Genomic DNA, 19415 nt, shown 5'->3' on the forward strand with positions numbered 1-19415 from the left:
AGTTTAGTTAACATTCTTTTAATGTTTTTCGTATCCTGCTCAGCTGAGTGGGGGTAATACCCAAGTGTGAAGCGATGTAATTGAGGGGGATGCGTTTGTCCAAATGGGGATGTCTGTTCAATAGCTCCTGATACCGTTCACTTGCATTTTGCATGACAATGGCCACTTCCCGTTTCTCTTTGTCGATCACCCAGTTTTTTTCCAGGTAGGAGATGTAAAAGTTCTTTAGGTCATCATTTTTCCAGATCAGGTGACGATAGGTTTCAAAATCAATACTGATGGCCGTCGTTTTTTCTATCGCTTCAAGAGCAAAACGGGAAGGCTGTTTGGTAAGAGAAGAAACAGTGGATCCCACAAAGTCTTTCTCCAAAAATATGTTCTTGTGATAGGTATTGCCTTCTTCATCCAGAAAGTAAGAAACTACAGCCCCTTCAATAATGATATAAATCTTCCTGGCAACACTGCCTACATTCAAAAGTTTTTCATGTCTTTGGAATGTTTCCAGGTTGCTGGCTGAGTAAAGTTTATCGAGTGAGCGGCTACTTAGCGTGGAATAGCCGGTAAATACCTCCCTAAGGAAGCTTGCTAAATCAGTTTGCAACATTTTTTGAGTGATTTTTCCTCTTTTAAAGTTCGCACAATTCACCAAAAACCGTTAAAACCTCCATGTAAAAAACAAGATTTTTTCGCATCCTTATCAGGGTAAGCTTTTCTTTAGGTGTCTATCTATTATTAATGTCACCTATCCAAGATGCAATATCGCAGTCTGATAGTGGTCATTGACTTTATGATAATTTTAAAAAAAGATGAAACGTAACACAATTTATTCAGTACTTATATCGGCAGTATTGTTTTCCGCCTGCACAGATAGTAACCTTTGCATTAAAGGAGATGGAGAAGTAAAAGAGTATGAACTCGAAGTAGATGAATTTGATGAAGTAGCCCTTAGCGGCCCGATAGATCTAACACTCGTTCAAGGGGAAATACGATCGTTAAAAATTCTGGCAGAAAGCCAGCTGATGGATGTTTTGGAGCATGAAGTGCGTGGAAGAGAGCTTATAGTGGGCTTCAGGGATAGGATCAAATGCCTGAAAAGTACAAAAGGAGTCCGTGTAATAGCCACCGTGCCGGATATTCATAAAATCAGCATCGACGGAGACAGTGAAATCGAAAATGTCGGCAATCTAGATCTGGCAGATTTGACCATAGAATGCCACGGTGTTGGCGAAGTAGCGCTTACCGGCCGAGTGGAACGGCAATTCTATATGGTTGATGGAAAAATAGAGGTGGAGAATTTTGGGCTTGAGTCAGCGGAGACTACCATTGATGTAAACGGTAAAGGGGAGTTTGAAGTGAACTGCACCGAAACCATGTATATCGATGTCAACGGCAAAGCTGAAGTAGACTACAAAGGCCATCCCAGAATATATCAAGATGTCAATGGCTTGCTGGATCTGGATGATGCCAATTAAATGCCTATTGAAATTCTTCTACCAGTAGTTTTTCTTAACGACCATCCCTTCCAGTGTCAGGAGATAACAATTTTTGAGAAAAATCATTCAAAATTGTTCTTGACTGTAGTTTTTTCACGGGACTTATTAACTTTGGTTTTATGAAAGTACTGGTAATTGATATTGGGGGTTCAAACATCAAGATATTGGCTACCGGGGCGGATGATCGGATCAAGATTCCCTCCGGTAGTGATTTTTCACCCGAAGAAATGATCCCATTGGTAAAGAAGCATGCCTCCAAGTGGGAATATGATCATGTATCGATTGGTTTTCCGGGGATTGTTAAAAACAGCGATATACTTACAGAACCTGTCAATCTGGGACATGGCTGGGAAACGTATGATTTTGAAGCCGCTTTTGGTTGCCCTATCAAGATCATTAATGATGCTGCCATGCAAGCGTTGGGGAGCTATGAAGGAAAGAAAATGCTTTTTATGGGGTTAGGGACTGGCTTGGGTACCGCTATGGTAATCAATAACGTTGTTATTCCTATGGAAGCCGCTCATTTGCCTTATCGCAAGGCTACTTTTGAAGCCTACTTGGGTAAAGCCTATTTTTTCAAAAAAGGCGCAAAAAAATGGGAGAAACATGTCCACAAAGCAGTAGAGTACTTCTTTAGGGCTTTTCAGCCGGATGAAATCGTACTTGGTGGGGGCAATTCCAAAGAACTGAAGAATATCCCTGATAGATGTCGCCTGGGCTCCAATAAGCATGCATTTAAAGGAGGATTTAGGCTTTGGGAAGAAGATTTTAGGGTATAGCTGTTTACCTGTCTTTTTAGTAAACATGGGTGGTTTTTCCATTTGATTTCGTGGATGTGTTTTGGGGCTAGTTCACTCCGAAGGTGTCCGTTATCCGTTTTTTTAACCAGTCAAACGCACCTCCAAACTGACTGATTTTCTCGCACTTTCAGGCCTCACTATGATTTCTAATGCGTAAATCGGGTTCAATACTATTTAGTTGAGGGGGGTAGATGGTGTCAGGGTGATGTTTTTAAATTATTTCAGGTTCTATATGATTTGCTGTGGTTAAGTAGAGCGGTAGCGGGCTATGGGGGTCGAAGAAACTCGTAGACGGACGGATTCGTTACTCCTGTTCCTGATGCAGTCGATAATCATACATTCTTTCCTTGCCCGTGGTCAGTACCTACGGCACTGTTAGGATACTGTATTCTCTTTCTGTTACCAAGCTAACGCACCTAGCGGAGCATGACTGTTGACACTTCTGTCCGCTAAATATAATAAGGCGGGTGTCCTGGCTAATGCCGTTAGGCAATAAAGCTTGGTAAAATCAGGTTGCCTCTAGGCCCTTTGTGCCCTGGGAACAAGCTTGTTTTTCTGATCTATCCGATTAAGAGAGACATGTCCATGGATAATTTACACAAAGTATTCCATTTAGAACCAGTGAAACCAACTACATACTAACTAAACGACATTGAATTTGGGTTTGAGAAGAACCTTGGAGATTCCTGCGATTACCCATGTATTCTCTTTGCAGTTTTTGGAAGTGTTTAGGCGCTATGGAATTCACCAATTTTAGACACCATGCTTCATCATGTTGCGAGCTCAATTTGGTGGTAATAATGACTTGCTTGCTTATGAGTTGTTAAGTGCTTTTTTGATCTATTTTTGAAATAAAATCAGGTAAAATAGCCGTGAGGTAATATTTTTTGATTCATTCTTCCCTAAAACCTTAGGGGGTGATTTGGGAAATGAAAAAATACATTACTTTTGAAACGGAGTCGATTTTTAAGATGATTTCACCATGAAGAAACTACTACCTTTTGATTCTTATTACAATAGCATTATTTTCAAGTTAATAGCGGGGGAATCCCTTGGCCAAAATTTGCTGGGATTCCCATCCATATTCTCCGTTTTCAAATCAAAAAAACAATTAGGAGCATTTTCAGGCAAAGCCAAAAGAGCGGATCGACCACGCACTAATCGTCCAACGCCTCAGTTTATGAGGGTTTTAATTTTATTAGGACTTTTTTTCACACTGGCATATTCAGCAAGAGGGCAGAACTCTACCTTGGGAAAGGAGTTTTGGGTAGGCTTTATGGAAAATGATTTTACTGAGGCAGCCGTTCTTGTTATTACAGCAGATGAGCAAGCGTCCGGAGCGATAGAGTATTTAGGACAGACCGCTTTTTTCGATCTCCAAAAAGGAGAGCAATATGTACTAAGAATAAACCCTTATGAGGCGAATGTAATACATGAAACCTCCGAAGAAATAGAAAATAAAGGGGTCTATATTACCTCGAGTGGTAGAGTAGCGGTTCATGCATTCAATGAACAGCAATATTCGGCAGATGGAACAGTGGTATTGCCGGTAAAGACTCTAGGAAAGGAGTACTTTGTTACTTCTTATTACGAGGAAGGAAATGGCCCTGGTACATTGCTGATAGTGGCCATAGAAGATAATACCAAGATAGAGATCACCACTCCGGTAAATACACTCAATGGCAAGCAAGCAAATATACCTTTCTCCATCACGCTGGATCGTGGCCAAAGTTATCAGGTCAAAGCGTTTGGAGACCTGACAGGGGCCTATGTGAAAGTCTTGGGAGATAAGGTGGGAGATTGTGGAAAAATAGCAGTCTTTGGAGGGAATTTGTGTACGACCATCGGTGACTGTCTGGCATGTGACCATCTTTTTCAGCAGACTTACCCCATTAGCACCTGGGGTACCAGTTATATACATGTGGGGCTCAAGGATAGAACATCGGGTGAATTGGTTAGGATATTGGCATCAGAGGACGGGACAGATGTAATCGTGGCTGGAGAAAATAAAGGTAAAATAGGAAGGGGAGAATCAATGACGTTCGATTTGGAGCCGGATAAATCATGCAAAATAGAGACCTCTAACCCCTCATCTGTTACGGTTTTTTCCAAGGGGGCGTATTGCAATAGTATAGAGGATGAGGACTTATTCCATAACGGGGATCCGTTTATGATTACATACAGCCCCAGCGATCAATTTTTGAAGGACTTGGTGTTCAATTCCATGAAATTGCCTGTCATTGAGAATCATTATGTTAATATCGTAGTAAAGTCAGGGACTCAAGGGCAAACGAGACTGGATGGAAATTCGATTAGTGGTGAGTTTTCCCCGTTACCTGGAGATGGTGATTTTCAGATAGCAAGGGTGAGCATAGCAGAGGGAGCCCATCATCTGGAAAATCCAGAGGGGTTTGCAGCGTATGCGTATGGATTTGGGAGGACAGAATCCTACGGTTATGCCGCTGGTGCAGCATTGGATAATTTGAATTTGGATTTCTCCTCTAGTTATGAATTTGATGTCACCGGCGAAAAAGTGGCCTGTCTTAATCAGGAAGGGGCTTGGACGGCGAATATCTCCGATCCTTTGTATAAGTATATTGTATGGGATTTTGGCGATGGTACTGATTTGCAGTATGGCCGTGAAGTCTTCCATACCTTTTCGGATCCCGGAAAATACATCGTTAGTGTTACGGCATCAAAAAGCCCTAATTCTTGTGATGATATTGAGGAGGCTTCCTTGGAAGTAGCCGTTTTGGAATCAAAAGCTACGCTTGAAGGAGAGGTGAATGTCTGTCCAGATGTAGAGGAAATCATGTATCGGTTAACTGATAAACAGCACATTGCCCAGTCGGAATTTGAAGCTATAGGTGGAGAGATCATAGAGAATTATGGTGATTCTATTTTGGTAAAGTGGGGCAAGGGAGATCCCAAAGCTAAGCTTATTTTTAAGCCATTTTCTGAAAATGGCTGCCCTGGAGAGCAGATAGAACTGGAAATTATATTAGATCAGGATTTGAGGGCTTTTCAGCCGATTGGCCCAGAAGAGGTATGCTTTGACCCCAATTTCTCACAGGCCTACTCGGCGGATCCCATCATACAGGGAAGGATATACGAATGGGAGATCATGGGAGGGAAAATATCCTCAGGGCAGGGAACAGGTCAAGTGGAAGTGATATGGGATAAATCAGGAATAGAAGGCGTGATAGGCTATACTGTTTTCAGCGATGCAAATAAGGTCTGTTCTGGAAATTCACCTGTGGCAAAGGTGAAAATAACCGATGAACTGGCCAGTCCTCTTGTGACGAATGTGGCTTGTTTTGGAGAATCATCAGGAAAAATCAAATTGGATATTTTGGGAGGTAATCCTCCTTATAACTTTGAATGGAAGCATGATCCATCACTTAGTGGAGCGGTTGCTGACAACCTTCCTGCTGGCACCTATTCGGTATTGATCACGGATAATTTAGGCTGTAGCCAGTTGGTCAATGGGATTGAAGTAGAAGGGCCGGCATTGCTTGAGGTCAATAAACCGGAAGTATCACCTACTACTTGTCTAGGAAGAGATGACGGCATGGTTCGGATATCCATAAGTGGAGGAGTCTCGCCCTATCACCTTACGCATAATGGCCTTCGGGATTTCGAAGAGGAAATCACCCTTTATGACTTGGCCAAAGGTTCTTACAGCATTGAGGTTTTCGACCAGAATGGCTGTTTGGTAACAGTGGATTTTGAGATTACTTCACCACCAATCCTCGAAGCGGAAGTGCGATTGGTCAAACCTGCCTGTCCTGGGGGACAAAATGGAGCGTTAGTGGTGGATACAGAAGGGATTATAGGTGCCCAAAATTTTTACTGGTCAAGTAGTAGTGGGCAGACGACTGCTTTGGCGACTGATTTGGAGAAGGGAGCGTATGAAGTGGGGTTTAGAGATGTCTACAATTGTATTTATGTGGGTAGAGGGGTGGTAGAGGAGAATGCTCCTGAGTTCCGGATGCCCACAGGATTTGATCCAAGGCAAGTGCCGGGAGTTTATTCGGGCGTGTCCAATTGCGAAGTTGACTTTGATATATGGATTTATAACCGATGGGGGGAGCTGATATATTTTGGGGATACAGGTTGGGATGGTAAGATGAATGGTAAGAGTGCGCCTGTCGGCTCCTATGCTTATATGGTAAGGTATTATTATACCCTGGAGGGGACAGATCATGTAATCGATAAAGATGGTGCTTTTATGCTAGTGCGTTAAGCTGTGGGCAGGAAATTTCTTCATTGTTAGCAATATATTGAATACTTAAACTATGCTCAAGTCCAAATTTGTATTTGCTCTTCTACTATTTATCTCGGTTGAGAACGTTTTTGCCCAAAACTCCACCATAGGCAAGGAATTTTGGCTGGGGTTTATGGAAAATTTTGGAACAGAGGAGGGGTTGAGCACTGAAGCGGTGGTCATCATCACTGCCGATGAGCGTACTTCAGGCACTATCAATTACCTGGGGCGTACCACTTCGTTTGATTTGGAAAAAAGTGAGCAATTTATTCTTCGCATCAATAGCGATGAACTGGATTTATTTCACAGGAACTCCGGGAGAGTCGAAAACAAAGGGGTTTATATTTCAGCTTCAGGAAATATAGCGGTTCATGCTTTTAATGAAATGCTCAGGACAGCGGATGGGACAGTCGTTCTGCCTGTATCGGTTTTGGGAAGGGACTATTACATAACAACCCACAAAGAAGTGACGCCATTTGAAAGCACCTTGTTGGTGGTGGCCATAGAAGATAATACCGAAATCGAAATCACTCCTGCTGTAAATACCATAAACGGAAAGACGGCAGGCGAACCCTTTACTGTCATCCTTAATAGGGGACAGAGCTATCAGGTTAAAGCGGATGGTGACCTTACCGGTTCCCGGGCACGCGTGGTGGGAGGAGAAGCCGAAAACTGTAAAAAGATCGCTGCATTTGGAGGGAGCAAGTGTACTTGGGTGGGGAATTGTGAAGCTTGTGATGTGTTATACCAGCAAGCTTATGCTGTTAGCTCTTGGGGAAAGCGTTTTGTGCATATAGCGTTAAAGGAGCGTACATCAGGAGAATTGGTAAAGGTATTGGCTTCTGAGGATGGTACTATGGTTAGTGTAGACGGAGTACCTAAAGGAACGATTAACAAAGGGAAATTTATGACGCTTAATTTTACGTCAGGCCAGTCGGCTAAGATAGAAACTACCAAACCGGCATCTGTTACCATGTTTTCCAAAGGTGTGGGATGTAACGATCCCGACATTCCATCCCTGTCGGGAATTGGAGATCCATTTATGATCACCTATAGTCCGAGTGAGCAATTTCTAAAGGAACTTAGCTTTAACTCTATCCAGTTGCCATCCATCAGTAACCACTATGTGAATATCGTTGTCAAGTCTGGAAGCCAGGGGGATACACGGCTCGATGGCCGAAACATAGGGGGGGCATTCAGTCCGTTGCCAGGGGATCAGGATTTTCAAATTGCCCAGATTAATGTTTCAGAAGGAGTCCACAGGTTGGTCAATCCCGATGGGTTTGCAGCTTATGTATATGGTTTTGGATTTAGAGAGTCGTATGGTTTTGCCGCGGGGGCATCTTTGGACAATTTAAATGTCGATATAGAATCAGCGTATTCCTTTGCGGTGGAAGGAGAAAAAGTTGCTTGTCTCGGTCAGGAGGGGATTTGGCGTGTGATCGCCGGGAATCCAAATTTCAATTATTTTCTGTGGGATTTCGGGGATGGAAGTCCTGCGCTGCAAGGCAAAGAAGTTACTCATCAATTTGATGCCCCCGGAACATACCGCATCACAGTAAGTGCTTCCAGTGGTGCCAATTCATGTGATGGTATCGAGGAAGCTACTTTTGAGGTGGAAGTCGTGGAGTCAATAGCAAACCTGACAGGAAATAGTATGGTGTGTCCTGAAGTAGAAGAGGTGATGTATTACATAGAGGAGAAAGAACACTTGGAAGAAGCAACGTTTCAGGCCATCGGTGGAGAAGTATTGGAAAACTACGGAGATTCAGTTCTGGTCAGATGGGGAAAGGAAAATGCTGATGCCAAGCTAGTCATGAACCCATATTCAGAAAACGGTTGTCCTGGCAAAGCGGTAGAATTCAACGTAAATATCACTTCCAGTCTAATGGCGACTGCTCCCGTGGGACAAACAAACATATGTTTCGACCCAGAAGTGCCGCATATTTATTTTGTGGAAAACCCTGTCAAAGGGAGGAAGTATGAATGGGAGATAGAGGCAGGGGATATTGTTTCAGGCCAGGGAAGTCCAGAAGTGGAAATAGTCTGGAACGAACCAGGAGTAATTGGGGAAGTGGGATATACTGTTTATGGCCCAGAGGGCAATACGTGTTCAGGTGTGTCACCAAAAATCGCAGTTTCAGTGGCCGAGGAGCTAGCAGAAGTTTTTGTGACGGATGTGGATTGCGCAGGTAATGAAACGGGCGAAATCCAAATTAGATTGGCTAAAAGTCCATCACTGCACACATTTATCTGGAATCATGATCCAGCATTGAATGAGCCAATAGCCGAAAACCTCGGGGCAGGGTCATATTCCGTTATCATTATTGACCAAAATGGCTGTAGCCAATCCATAGAAACGATAGCTGTAAAAGAGCATGCGCCAGAGGTCAGGATGCCAACAGGTTTTGCACCGGGACAGCCTCCACATGTTTATCAAGGTGTTTCAGCTTGCGAATTCAGCTTTGAATTATGGGTGTATAATCGATGGGGATCGTTGATGTATTATGGAAAAGAAGGCTGGGATGGTAGATTTAATGATAAGCTTGCACCCATTGGGACGTACGCCTACATTCTCCGGTATAACTATCCATTATATGATAAGACATACTCCAATGAGATAGAAGGGGTTTTTACCCTTGTAAGATAAGCTATTGGCACTTTTGATAATCTTCCGGTGATTTTGGATTAGGGAAATTATCACTTTCGTCCTCATCGGGACGTTTGTGTAAGCATTGGAAATCCTTTTCGATGAGGATAAGGTTTTCATGTATATCTCCCTGGTGCTGGACATGCTTGATGCTGATCTCTTCCGTGGAGGCCCAATCAAGAGCCAACTCTTCCGGAATGATGACTTTTAAGTGCGATTCTACAAAAAACGCTTTGACATCATCGGCTGAATCGTCCAGAATCAGGCTATAGCTGAGTCCTGTTTCCGAATTCCCTAGTTGCAGGTGTTCAGTGACTGATTTGCCAGCAGCGACTTCCTGGACTTCCGTTTGGGTAAGCCGTAATCGAATGGAATTGTTATTGATGCGCAGTTTCATGAGCCAATTTTATTTATTGATAAGCTTAAAAGCGGATTTTGGGCTTTCACAGACCGAACAGCAATAGCTGCTTGGAAGTTTCATGAAAGAAGTACCAGCAGGGACCTCGGCTTCTTCGTCCCCATACTTTTCATCGTAAATGGTCAGGCAATTGGAGCATTGGTATTTTCTGTGCGGACGCTGAGTTTTTTCTTTTTCAGCCTCTCCACTTTCTTCTTGGCTTTTTTGTGCCTCCAGTTGATCGTAATATTTGTAGCTGAGCTCGATCAGTAGTGGGGGGATGGTGTCTAGGGGTACTTTTTTGGCATAATAGAAATATTCCGATAGGTTAGGGTTAAAGTCCCTGGAGTATTGGATGTTAAAGGTGTCAGGTTCAGATTCCTTTTCTTTTTTGGCTTTTTCGATGGCTACTGAAGTGAACAGGGCCATATGCTTGGTTTTGACAGAAAAGCTCAATCCGTAAGTACTGATATCCTGTTTGTCCAGTGCCCTGACCAGGTAATTTTTAATATCCAGTGCTTCCTCATCCAATACAGGCAAGTGCCAGTTGAGTTCCAGGGAGCTATGGCGGATATTAATCCCAAATTTGCCCAATAGCTTCTCCCAGCTTAATCGGTCTTTTTCGGCAATTCCCCTGACAATGATCGATTTCCAGGGTGTGAGCGAAATTTTCCCGATGTTGGTGTCAATGCACAGCTGGCAAAGCGCTTTGAGGAAATTGATCGTAAACTTGTTGTTTCGCCAATAAAGGCCTAGCCAGTATTTTCCTCCTACGATGCGGTTCATGCCTTCATAATAAGGAGAGGTGGCTTCAGGATAGTCCAGTTCCTGTTCCAGCGTGCTGGTGTTGGGAGCGGTGATACTTTTGGCCTTTTCGTAGATTTCGGGATATTTTAGGCCACTTTGGACAGGATTGATCTCCTCGATGACCTTGGCCATGCGTGCAAGGTCGTATCCATAGATAAGGTCGGGCGCACACCAGGGTTTGGCATCGATTTCCGAAAACCTCAGGTGTAAGTACCAATAATTGTCAAAAGAAGAAGCAACAAAATTGATGTTGCCGGTAAATAGTGGCACCAAGCTCTGTACAGGATCGGTGATATTGATCTTTAACTTGGGCAAGTAGTCAAACGTGTCCAGGATATAGTGGTAGGTATGGGAAGCCAGCCAGTGGGTGGTAGGCATTACGTCCAAGGCCGTATAAGACGTTACGATGTTATGGAATTCTTCTCCATCAGTATCGTAAGCTGTATTGATGGCATTGAAGGTTTCTTCCAATGTCTTCAGGTTTTTGTCCTTTACGGGAAAAAGAAGGTCTTGCCTGGAGCCCAGGTGGATATAGTTGGTGCCAAGTTCATTGGCCGTGTTGATGGTCTTCAGGAAATCACCAGGTGAGATAATGCCACCTTTTACAAATACCCTTACTAAGTCCGCTTTTTGCATTTTTTGATTACTTTATGCTATTGTAAAGTTAAGGTTTTAAAAGGAAAGATCGCCCCTATGGCTTCTAGCATTTACCTGATTTAGGGAGTTAGAGCACATTGGGTGGTTGGTTTTAAGGGGAGGCAAAAGTGAACATGATGAACAAAAGTGGTCGTTTTTCAAAGGATCCACACAGGGAGTTCATCATGCCTACTTGATGCTTATGCCTTTACCAGTGCCGGCAGTGCTGATTCCAGGATACTTTTCACTTCTGGTTTACAACTTCCGCAGCCCAGACCTGCTCCAGTCTGCTGACAAAGCTGCCTGAATTCATGACAGCCGCTCTGAATGGCTTTGGAGATATTGCCTGTACCGACATTGCCACAGGAGCAGACCATTTCTCCGATCATTTCCTCTTTGGTAGAGTTGCCTCTGAGGAGCTCTTGTCGTTTTTTGGATAATTCTGTCCTTTCTTCGATCAGGCTTTTGAATTCCGGAAACTCGGATTTGTCTCCCATCAGGATGGCGCCCACCAATCGGTCTTGATGCACGATACATTTTTTATAGTAGGTCTGAGCCGTGTCGATCAGGAGGATTTCTTCATATCCCTCTCCATTGGCCGGAACCTCCGGGATCCCAATAGAGCAAAGGTCCAATTCGGCAAATTTAAGAATGTTCATCGGAATGGAACCTTTGTAGAGGCTGAGCAGGTCGCCGGTGATAAAGCGCGCAGCAATATCGGCTTGCATTTCGGCCGCAGCGGTGATGCCGTTCAGTTTGCCTTTGTGCTCAGCGATTTCGCCCATGGCAAAGATGGAAGGATCACTCGTTTGAAGATAATCGTTGACTTTGATGCCCCGCCCACAGGTGAGTCCTGCAGATTTTGCCAGCTCCATGTTGGGCCTGGTGCCGATAGCCAGTACCACTGCGTTGCAATGGATCTCCTGGCCACTTTTGAGGCGGACATTGACCGCTTTGTTGGCTTCATGGCTGTCGAGATGGGCGATTTGGTTGTTCATATAGAGCTTAACGCCCATTTCCTCTATTCGCTCACGCAATAATGAACTGGCCATGGGATCCAGTTGCCGTTCCATTAGTCTGGAACCAAGTTGGACAATGGTCACGCCGACATTGATTTCCCGTAAGGCCGCAGCGAGTTCCAGTCCGAGCAAACCTCCCCCGGCGATCAGTACATCTCCTTCGTAATTGAGGTATTCTTTGAGTTTGTCCGCATCATGACGGCTTCTCATAGTGAAGGTACCCGGCAAATGCATCGGCATATCCGGTGGGATAAATGCCCTGCTGCCCGTAGCCAAGATCAAGGTGTCGTAGTGATGAACCCGGCCTTTTTCATCAGTGACGGTTTTATTGGATCGGTCAATGGATTCTATGCCGTTTTCCACATACAGCTGGATGTCCAGCTTTTCCATTTCCGATAGAGACTTGAATTTTAGCAAGTCTTCCCAGACCTTGTGTCGATTGACATAGTCGGGTAGGAGTACGCGGTTGTAGAAGGGATGCTTTTCTTTGGAAAAGACGTGGATATCGTCGTTTTGATTGAATTCCCTATAGGTGTTGATAAAGCGGTAAGCGGCAGCTCCGGCACCCACAACCACGATCTTTTGCCTTGGTTTGACGTACTTGGCCACTTGAACTGTCGAAAACTTAAAATCAGGCTGCTTCGATACCGGGTCAATGCCATTTCCGGTGAGGTTGTTGGTACGTGGAAAATCATTTTGCAATATTTTCCCCCAGTGCATCGGAAGGAATACCACACCTTTTTTTATTTTAGTTGTAACCTGGGCGTGGACGCGTACTTCACCACGTTTACCGGAGATCAATACCGTTTCGCCATCGTTGATGTTTCTGGAAGCGGCATCTTCGGGGTGGATTTCGAGAAATGGACTGGGAATATGCTTGTTCAGCTTGGCCACTTTGCCTGTTCTGGTCATCGTGTGCCACTGGTCCCGGATCCTTCCCGTGGTGAGAATCAAGGGATAATCCTCTGAAAGGAGTTCTGTTTTGTTTCTCGGTCCATTGGCAAGGATTTGAGCCCGTCCGTTTGGTGTATAGAATTTTTTGTCAGTAAACAGCCGGACGGTTCCGCCTTTGTTTTTGTCTGTAAAAGGCCACTGGACGGTTCCGTTGGATTTAAGGTAGTCATAATCCAGGCCGGAAATATCAATATTGGTGCCTTTGGTCAGCTGGCAGTATTCTGCATAAACCTCCGCCATACTGGGAAAATCAAAGCCACTATAATTCATTTTTTTTGCAAAACGGAGCAGGATTTCTGCGTCCGGTAATGCTTCTCCGGGGGCGTCGGTAAACTTGTTCAGGTAACTGATGCGACGTTCGGAGTTTGTCATAGTGCCCTCTTTTTCGCCCCATCCGGCAGCCGGCAGGACAAGGTCAGCATGGGGAATGGCTTCTGCCTTGGCTGAAATGTCCTGAACCACTACAAATTTCGCTTTTTTCATGGCTGCTTCCACACGACGGGCATCCGGCATGCTGACCAAAGGATTGGTGCAGATGATCCACAGCGCCTTGATGGAGCCATCTTCGAGGCCTTCAAAGATTTGTGTGGCCGTTTTTCCTGGTTGATCTGGTAAGCTGTCCACACCCCAGAAGTCAGCGACTTCCTGTCGGTGTTCAGGATTGAGCAGGTTGCGGTGAGAAGCCAATAAAGTAGCCATCCCTCCTACTTCACGACCGCCCATTGCGTTGGGTTGTCCTGTAAGACTAAAGGGGCCTGAGCCGGGTTTTCCGATGTGTCCCGTAATGAGGTTCAGGTCGATCAGGGCAAGGTTTTTATTGACTCCTTCAGCACTTTGGTTGAGGCCCATGGCCCAAAGTGAAAGAAAACCTTTGGCATCGCCGATGTAACTGGCAGCGAGCTGGATATCTTCTGCAGGGACTCCGCAGGTGGCTGCGGCTGATTCCAAGGTAGTTTCCATTACCAGTTCTTTGTAAGCGTCGAAGCCATCTGAATGGTTTTGGATGAAGTCCATATCAATGTCCCCGTTTTCGATCAAGCACCTGCCAATGGCCAAATAAAGCGTTTCGTCAGTGCCCGGATTGAGCTGAAGGTGAAGGTCTGCCAGTGAGCAGCTCTGTGTCACACGGGGATCCACGACAATGATTTTAGTGTCTGGGTTTTCTTCCTTGTGCTTTTCTACCCTTCTCCAGAGAATGGGATGGCACCAAGCGGGGTTGGCACCAGCCACCAAGAAACAATCTGCTAATTCGATGTCTTCATAGGCAATAGGGACACTGTCCTCGCCCAGTGTTTTGATATATCCCATAACCGCCGAGCTCATGCAAAGCCGGGAGTTGGTGTCGATATTATTGGTCTTCAGATAGCCTTTGGTGAGCTTATTGACCAGGTAATATTCTTCGGTAAGACACTGACCGGAGACATAGAAAGCTACAGCATCCGGTCCGTGTTTTTTGATGATTGACTTGAAAACCGCCGCCGCACGATTAAGGCCTGTGTCCCAGTCCACTCTTTCGAGCGGATGGGATTTGCCCCAGCGCATTTGTGGGTACTGCAGTCGGTCAGATTTGTCTTCGACCACGTAATGAAGGTTCATGCCCTTAGAGCATAGCATTCCGCGGTTTACGGGGTGATTAGGATCGCCTTCGACAGTGGTCCTTCCTTTATTGTCTTTGTTGACAATGATCCCGCAACCTACTCCGCAGTAAGAACAAGTACTTTTATAGCTTTCAGGTTTAGCCGTTGACATGGGATAGATGAGTTTACGTTAGCTTTTTACGTATTCAGGCTGAAGGTCTTTTTCGGAAAGAGATGCATCCATTTCGGTTTTGGCAGCTTTTTCATCTTCAGAAGAAAACCTTACCAATAGGGATACTGCACTGATGGCCGTTACGGAGATTCCCAGAATGGTCAGGGCTTCACCGTAAGAAACCCCTTCCATCTTAAAAAGAAACCCTGCAAAAACCGCCCCGGCATTGCCACCAGCGCCTACGATTCCAGAGATGGTGCCGATGGCTTTTTTATTGACAAATGGTACGACAGAGAACGTTGCTCCTTCTGCCATTTGGACAAAAAGGCTGAAAAGGATCATGGTGCCTATGGCCAGGGGCAGTACTGTCATCTGTGCAAATAGGGTAAGCGCAAGTCCTTCAATTAGCAATACAGCTCCCAAGAATCCTACGCGGCCTTTCAGTCCCCATTTGATGCCGGCTTTGTCCCCAAACATGCCGCCCACAGAGCGGGCAAAAAGGTTCATCAATCCAAATAATCCGGCAATCAGTCCGGCAGTTTTAAGGTCAAGCTTAAAGAAGTCGTGATAGTAAATGGCCGCGACATTATTAATGGTAAGCTCAATACCGAAACAAGCACCATAGATCAGGAACAGGGCCCATACCCGATGGTCAGAAATGGCTGCTTTGAATGCACCTTGGCCGTCTGCTTTTTTCTTTTTCTTATAATCAAGGTCTGCTTTGCTCAAATCACTGATATTCCCTTCTGGGAAGTCGGTAGTCCACTTGTAATAAGCAATTCCCGTGAAAATCATCGCAATACCTGGGATGACCATGGCATACCTCCAAGCTTGGGCATCGAGGTACCCAAGTGATAGGAAAAGTCCGAAGATCAAGGGCATGACCATCTGGGTCACACCACCCCCCATATTGCCCCATCCGGCTGAAGTGGCATTGGCAGTACCCACGACATTTGGTGCAAACATCACAGAAGTGTGGTACTGGGTGATGACAAAGGATGATCCAATCACTCCAATTGCCAGCCGGAAAAGTAAAAAGGATTCATAGCTATTACTGAGTCCGATAAGCATCACTGGAATGGAACCCAAAATCAAAAGGTAGGTATACGTGATTCTTGGCCCAATACGATCGACTAGCCAGCCGATCATTAGCCTGGCAATGACGGTGATCGAAACTGAAGCGATAATGATGTTACCAATCTGAGACTTGGTGAGGTCCAGTTCGTCCCGGACAATGGTCATCAGTGGCGCGACACCGAACCAGCCAAAGAAACATAAAAAGAAGGCAAACCAAGAAAGGTGAAATGCCCTCATTTGTGGGGTTTTAAAATCCAACAGTCTAATGGATGTGGCTTTTTTAACGGCTTGTTTCATGACATTTTTGGTTAATGGTTGGACATCTGGTTTGGATTGGTCGTTTAGGTTTCTTGTTAAGGAGGAATCCGAACCGGTCGATCCGGATTCCATTCCTAAGCAGAGAACTATTTATCTTTAGAGCAGATGGATAGTCAGGCAAAAGGGAGAAGTAAGCCAACCTGGCGAGGAAGCACCGTTTTATATTCCCTCATCGCTGAGAAGACTGGCTCCGCACGGGGTTGGGTTTGCCTCATCGCTTCTCTTTGTTCAACCTGAACATCTACTAAAACTTATTTAAATGATGGTAATAATCCGTGATTTGTGTTTGACATTTTTACGTATAATTACGTTGATGAAATCTAATCGGCTACTGGGGCTATTGCAGATGACTAAAACTACGTTATTGAAGTCAACAGCACATAGAAAGGTATTATGACGCATTCCTTTTACTATTTATAATACCTTGTCTATGTGTTTAGCTGTTAATGGATTAGTGTTTTACTGAACTACTAACAAATGCTAAGGTAAGTAATAATTTTATAAATACGTATAAGTACGTAAAAATAATTACGTAAAATTAGATGTTTTACGTAATTAATCTGATTTCGGGGTTGTTTTTACCCGGTTTCTACGTGTTTTACAGTGATGGGGAGGATTTTGGTCTGATGTGATACGGGGAAAAAGAATATAGCTTAAATTGTAAGCGCGTTATTGTGAGATCGAATTGACCGTGCAATGATGGAGGCGGCATTAAAGATCAAATCGATAAACTGGAAGTTAGAAACTATTCTATGGTCTAGTGCCATTTAGATATACAATCAACAAGAGTCAAATCAATAAGCATGAACAAGGATACGTTAGAATTTTTATCGGATTTAACTGAAAACAACAATAAGGAATGGATGGATGCCAACCGGGATTGGTATCAAGAAACCAGAAAGGGATTTTTAGGGACCGTAGGGGATTTGCTTGAGGAGCTGAAAAAAAGGCAGCCTGGTTTGGAAGGTCTTCGGCCAAAAGACTGCATTTTCCGGCAAAACCGGGATATCCGTTTCAGTGCCAACAAAGCACCTTATAAAAACAACATGGGAGCATACTTTTCTCCAGGCGGTAAAAAGTCCGTTGGACCGGGCTACTATTTGCACATCCAGCCCAGGGAGTGCTTTTTGGCTGGTGGAATCTGGATGCCCGCAGCAGAACAGTTGAAGAAAATACGCCAGGAAATCGACTATTCAGGAGCAGAGCTGGAAAAGATCATAAAGGCCCCTTCATTTAAATCTGCCTTTGGAGATATTCATGGCGAACGGCTGAAAACATCTCCGCGGGATTATAGTACCGATCATCCACATATCGACCTGCTACGACTGAAGAGTTTTGTGGTGACCCATCCATTGACAGACCAGGAAGTGTTGTCAGATGGCTTGGTGGAGACTTGTCTTGGTTATTATTCCAAGATGGATGAATTTCATGCCTTCCTTGCCCAGGCAGTGGATGATGCAGATGGAGGGGAAGGCATTATTTGAGAAAGGAGTTTATGGCAAAGACAAGTAGTGAGATATGAGGCTTGAGCACAATGTTCCTTCCCGCGTCAGAGACGGCGGGACAACGCTAAGACGTGGTAGTACCGGTTCTCTGCCCCGGGACGATTAACATTGAGCTTACCCGATTTTTAGTTATAGCAGGTATTTTTCGATCATCATGGCCACACCATCTTCCTTGTTGCCAGCGGTGATTTCGTTGGCTACGGCCTTTACCTCATCGCGGGCATTTCCGACGGCCACTCCATGGCCTGCGGCTTTAAGCATTTCGATGTCATTATAATTGTCACCAAAAGCAATGACCTCAGAAAGAGCGATGTTGTATTTTTTTGCCAGCAGCTGTTCCAATGCACTGGCTTTGGATATGGATTTTGGGGCGATTTCGATGTAGGTATCCTTGGAGCGGTAGAGGTGGAGGGCTTCATTTTTCTGATCTTCCAATGCCTTGAACAGCCCATCTATTTCTTCGGCTGGCCCCATGCACATGACCTTATGTGCTCCTGCCTGTCTGGATTCCCAATCCGGCATTACATGCTGCCACTTTTTGATGATTGGTTTTACCTTGGTGCTGGTGATTTCCCGTTGCGTCCAAAAGTCATCCTTGGGCGCATACCATTCATCTTCATGGTAAACACTGACATGGATATCGGTGCCCACGGAAAGCTGCTGGATGTGATGACAGATATCCAGAGGGATCTTCACGGTATCCAATCGTTCAATTTCATCTTCACGGCCATTAAAATGAATAATATAGCCGCCGTTATAGCATATCATGGGGTTTTGGAGCCTGTTCATGTCAGCTTGCAGGTGTCGCATTGCACTTGGCATTCTGGAGGAAGCCAAAATAACGGGGAAATCCGCTGGAAGCTGGGCGATGGCATCAATGGTTCTGGCCGAAATTTCTCTGTTTTTATCCAATAATGTACCGTCAATGTCGGTACAAAGCGCTTTGAATTGCATGAGTTAATTTAAAGAATCAAAATTTTCGAAAGATAAGAAACTGAACCCGATTATGCCCACGAAAAGAAACGTTAGTACCACTGTAATGGCATGTAAAATCAAGGCTGCTTTGGCATAATTTGCTTTGGTGGTAGGGGTGGTTTTGTCCACGGTCCATACGATCAGCATGATGAACCCAATGACAGGAAGTACGGAAATAAGTAAGGTTATGATCCAGTCACCCACAGACATGGGGGTGTTTTTAGCTGCTTGAGGCGGTAATTGATAGTCCATAATAATTTTAATTTAATGGTTGGGGTTAATTGACAATACTAATTGGAGCTTGTAGTTTCTTTGGTCAAGCTGGCCACCTCAAAGAGGTATTGGCTTTGGTAAATGGCCTTAAAGGGATCGTTCTCATCCGTTTTGATAATAAAAACTTCGATATTTTGGTAATCTTTACTGTCTGAGGCTTCAATAAATACCTTGGCGCACTTTCGTGCAATGTTCGCTTCGTTTTTGTATAATTCCGGAAGAGTGCCATCATAGAGCCTAAGTTCAATTTTACTGCTGTCACTGTTGTAATCTTTGTGAAAACTGGACTCCACTCTTCCAAATCCCCCGACAGCCCTGACTTCTTCGGTGCCTTTGAAGAAGTCACTACTGGCAATCCATTCGATCAGCTTTTCAGGATTGCAACTACAGCTGCTGAGAAAAAAACAGCCGCACAATATCATCCAGTAGGATGTTTTTAATGGTCTCATAGTTGAAAGTTCTTTTCAAATTTAACCTAAAATAGGGGAAGTCAAA

The 19415-nt window shown here is 44.5% G+C and carries 13 protein-coding genes; 5 read left to right on the forward strand and 8 right to left on the reverse strand.

Features of this window, described 5'->3' with window-relative positions; translation table 11 throughout:
* Nucleotides 1-7: 7 nt before the first annotated feature.
* Nucleotides 8-604 (reverse strand): Crp/Fnr family transcriptional regulator, encoded by a 597-nt coding sequence (locus tag FKX85_RS09310; RefSeq protein WP_141614464.1) that lies wholly within the window; start codon nucleotides 602-604, stop codon nucleotides 8-10.
* A gap of 202 nt (nucleotides 605-806) precedes the next feature.
* On the opposite strand from FKX85_RS09310, the gene FKX85_RS09315 reads away from it, so the two are divergent.
* From FKX85_RS09315 to FKX85_RS09330, 4 genes are all read left to right on the forward strand, one after another.
* Entirely contained in the window at nucleotides 807-1472 is a 666-nt protein-coding gene (locus FKX85_RS09315) for a GIN domain-containing protein (RefSeq protein WP_141614465.1), read from the forward strand.
* Between the two features lie 140 nt (nucleotides 1473-1612).
* Nucleotides 1613-2272, forward strand: coding sequence for an ROK family protein (locus FKX85_RS09320; protein ID WP_141614466.1), 660 nt, complete (start codon nucleotides 1613-1615; stop codon nucleotides 2270-2272).
* Nucleotides 2273-3275: 1003 nt separating this feature from the next.
* Nucleotides 3276-6539 carry a PKD domain-containing protein gene (locus tag FKX85_RS09325; RefSeq protein WP_141614467.1) on the forward strand — a complete coding sequence of 1088 codons (3264 nt, stop codon included), beginning with the start codon at nucleotides 3276-3278 and terminating at the stop codon, nucleotides 6537-6539.
* 52 nt (nucleotides 6540-6591) lie between these two features.
* Nucleotides 6592-9210 (forward strand): PKD domain-containing protein, encoded by a 2619-nt coding sequence (locus tag FKX85_RS09330; protein WP_141614468.1) that lies wholly within the window; start codon nucleotides 6592-6594, stop codon nucleotides 9208-9210.
* 1 nt (nucleotide 9211) lies between these two features.
* Here the strand turns inward: FKX85_RS09330 and FKX85_RS09335 are convergent, their stop codons facing one another.
* From FKX85_RS09335 to FKX85_RS09350, 4 genes are all read right to left on the reverse strand, one after another.
* Nucleotides 9212-9607 (reverse strand): DUF7009 family protein, encoded by a 396-nt coding sequence (locus tag FKX85_RS09335; RefSeq protein ID WP_141614469.1) that lies wholly within the window; start codon nucleotides 9605-9607, stop codon nucleotides 9212-9214.
* Between the two features lie 9 nt (nucleotides 9608-9616).
* On the reverse strand, nucleotides 9617-11050 hold the full coding sequence (locus FKX85_RS09340; protein WP_141614470.1) for a rubredoxin: 1434 nt from the start codon (nucleotides 11048-11050) through the stop codon (nucleotides 9617-9619).
* A gap of 200 nt (nucleotides 11051-11250) precedes the next feature.
* Complete coding sequence (locus FKX85_RS09345) at nucleotides 11251-14772, reverse strand: nitrate reductase (protein WP_141614471.1); 3522 nt, start codon at nucleotides 14770-14772, stop codon at nucleotides 11251-11253.
* An 18-nt stretch (nucleotides 14773-14790) separates the two neighbouring features.
* The gene (locus FKX85_RS09350) at nucleotides 14791-16146 is read right to left on the reverse strand and encodes an MFS transporter (RefSeq protein WP_141614472.1); all 1356 of its coding nucleotides are present in this window, start codon (nucleotides 16144-16146) and stop codon (nucleotides 14791-14793) included.
* Between the two features lie 824 nt (nucleotides 16147-16970).
* On the opposite strand from FKX85_RS09350, the gene FKX85_RS09355 reads away from it, so the two are divergent.
* Entirely contained in the window at nucleotides 16971-17651 is a 681-nt protein-coding gene (locus FKX85_RS09355; RefSeq protein WP_141614473.1) for a DUF2461 domain-containing protein, read from the forward strand.
* A gap of 150 nt (nucleotides 17652-17801) precedes the next feature.
* Here FKX85_RS09355 and FKX85_RS09360 read toward each other — a convergent pair whose 3' ends face one another.
* Genes FKX85_RS09360 through FKX85_RS09370 form a run of 3 tightly spaced genes read right to left on the reverse strand, consistent with a single transcriptional unit; the run spans nucleotide 17802 to nucleotide 19369 of the window.
* Nucleotides 17802-18626, reverse strand: a complete 825-nt coding sequence (locus FKX85_RS09360) for a Cof-type HAD-IIB family hydrolase (protein WP_141614474.1) — start codon at nucleotides 18624-18626, stop codon at nucleotides 17802-17804.
* Nucleotides 18627-18629: 3 nt separating this feature from the next.
* Nucleotides 18630-18899, reverse strand: coding sequence for a hypothetical protein (locus FKX85_RS09365; protein WP_141614475.1), 270 nt, complete (start codon nucleotides 18897-18899; stop codon nucleotides 18630-18632).
* A 38-nt stretch (nucleotides 18900-18937) separates the two neighbouring features.
* Nucleotides 18938-19369 (reverse strand): hypothetical protein, encoded by a 432-nt coding sequence (locus tag FKX85_RS09370; RefSeq protein ID WP_141614476.1) that lies wholly within the window; start codon nucleotides 19367-19369, stop codon nucleotides 18938-18940.
* Nucleotides 19370-19415: the final 46 nt, after the last annotated feature.

The organism is Echinicola soli (genome assembly GCF_006575665.1).
Taxonomy (GTDB): domain Bacteria; phylum Bacteroidota; class Bacteroidia; order Cytophagales; family Cyclobacteriaceae; genus Echinicola; species Echinicola soli.

Excerpts from the sequence above, each read along its gene's own strand:
- FKX85_RS09310 (WP_141614464.1), bottom strand. The coding sequence starts at position 604 with ATGTTGCAAACTGATTTAGCAAGCTTCCTTAGGGAGGTATTTACCGGC.
- FKX85_RS09315 (WP_141614465.1), top strand. The coding sequence starts at position 807 with ATGAAACGTAACACAATTTATTCAGTACTTATATCGGCAGTATTGTTT.
- FKX85_RS09320 (WP_141614466.1), top strand. The coding sequence starts at position 1,613 with ATGAAAGTACTGGTAATTGATATTGGGGGTTCAAACATCAAGATATTG.
- FKX85_RS09325 (WP_141614467.1), top strand. The coding sequence starts at position 3,276 with ATGAAGAAACTACTACCTTTTGATTCTTATTACAATAGCATTATTTTC.
- FKX85_RS09330 (WP_141614468.1), top strand. The coding sequence starts at position 6,592 with ATGCTCAAGTCCAAATTTGTATTTGCTCTTCTACTATTTATCTCGGTT.
- FKX85_RS09335 (WP_141614469.1), bottom strand. The coding sequence starts at position 9,607 with ATGAAACTGCGCATCAATAACAATTCCATTCGATTACGGCTTACCCAA.
- FKX85_RS09340 (WP_141614470.1), bottom strand. The coding sequence starts at position 11,050 with ATGCAAAAAGCGGACTTAGTAAGGGTATTTGTAAAAGGTGGCATTATC.
- FKX85_RS09345 (WP_141614471.1), bottom strand. The coding sequence starts at position 14,772 with ATGTCAACGGCTAAACCTGAAAGCTATAAAAGTACTTGTTCTTACTGC.
- FKX85_RS09350 (WP_141614472.1), bottom strand. The coding sequence starts at position 16,146 with ATGAAACAAGCCGTTAAAAAAGCCACATCCATTAGACTGTTGGATTTT.
- FKX85_RS09355 (WP_141614473.1), top strand. The coding sequence starts at position 16,971 with ATGAACAAGGATACGTTAGAATTTTTATCGGATTTAACTGAAAACAAC.
- FKX85_RS09360 (WP_141614474.1), bottom strand. The coding sequence starts at position 18,626 with ATGCAATTCAAAGCGCTTTGTACCGACATTGACGGTACATTATTGGAT.
- FKX85_RS09365 (WP_141614475.1), bottom strand. The coding sequence starts at position 18,899 with ATGGACTATCAATTACCGCCTCAAGCAGCTAAAAACACCCCCATGTCT.
- FKX85_RS09370 (WP_141614476.1), bottom strand. The coding sequence starts at position 19,369 with ATGAGACCATTAAAAACATCCTACTGGATGATATTGTGCGGCTGTTTT.